This is a genomic window from Paenibacillus sp. P4_A7 (assembly GCF_056402455.1).
In genome coordinates this window covers 1-809 of record NZ_JBFUHJ010000874.1, presented here as the reverse complement: position 1 = coordinate 809, position 809 = coordinate 1, and the positions used below count along the sequence as shown (strand labels likewise).

Annotated in this window: 1 protein-coding gene; it reads right to left on the bottom strand. The window is 46.0% G+C overall.

Annotation, left to right across the window (positions count from 1 at the left end):
* On the bottom strand, positions 1-798 hold a 798-nt coding region (locus AC1DWN_RS34635; protein ID WP_477563329.1), incomplete at its 3' end, for an AraC family transcriptional regulator.
* Positions 799-809: the final 11 nt, after the last annotated feature.

Sequence of the window (809 nt, the reverse complement as noted above, 5' to 3'; positions counted from 1 at the left end):
GTATTGCCCTGGTGTAACGCCATAACGCCGTTTGAAGGCGTCGATTAACGCGTTAGCACTCGGAAACCCAGCTTCTGAAGCGATGTCCGTGATCGTTCTTTCACTACGAAGCAGAGCCACTGCCTGACTCAACCTGACATTCGTGAGGTAGGCTGTGAAAGTAAGACCAAGCTGTTTCTGAAATAAATGTGATAAATAGGCGCTGCTTAAATAGATAGTGGCGGCTAGACCGCTCAGTGTAATATTCTCCCGATAATGCCGGTGGATATAATCGGTCGCTTTGCGCAACCTTTCCCTACTTGAGGATCTAGAGGGATCGGTATGCTTGTGCTGCTCCAAAAAATTTTGCACTAAGTTGTTTAGCAGCACCCCCACGCGACTACGCAGCAATATAGGCAAATGAGATTCGTTTTTATAATAGGCCTGGAATACGCTGGCGAACTCACTGCGGAGTAAATGAAAACGTGCCTGCTCTTCCTTCGGGTACAGAAAAGACTTACACTCGATAATAATACTTTCGATCTCAGGACAAAAGGCTGCCAAAAATGTAGGCGAGATAAACAACGACAGAGCCTTACCCGAACCTTGCATTTCCAATCTGTGCAATTGGTAGCTGTTCAACACAATAATGTCATCCTGGCGAACTTCATAGGCAAACTGATTTTCATCCAACTGCAGTACCCCAGTTCCCTGCAAGATGTACATTACCTCTAATTCCTGATGCCAAGAAGCGATAGCATCATCAGGGAGGTTAGTTGAAAACCGAAAATCCGAGGCCGCCAATATATCTTCTTGCATACCTAACCTCC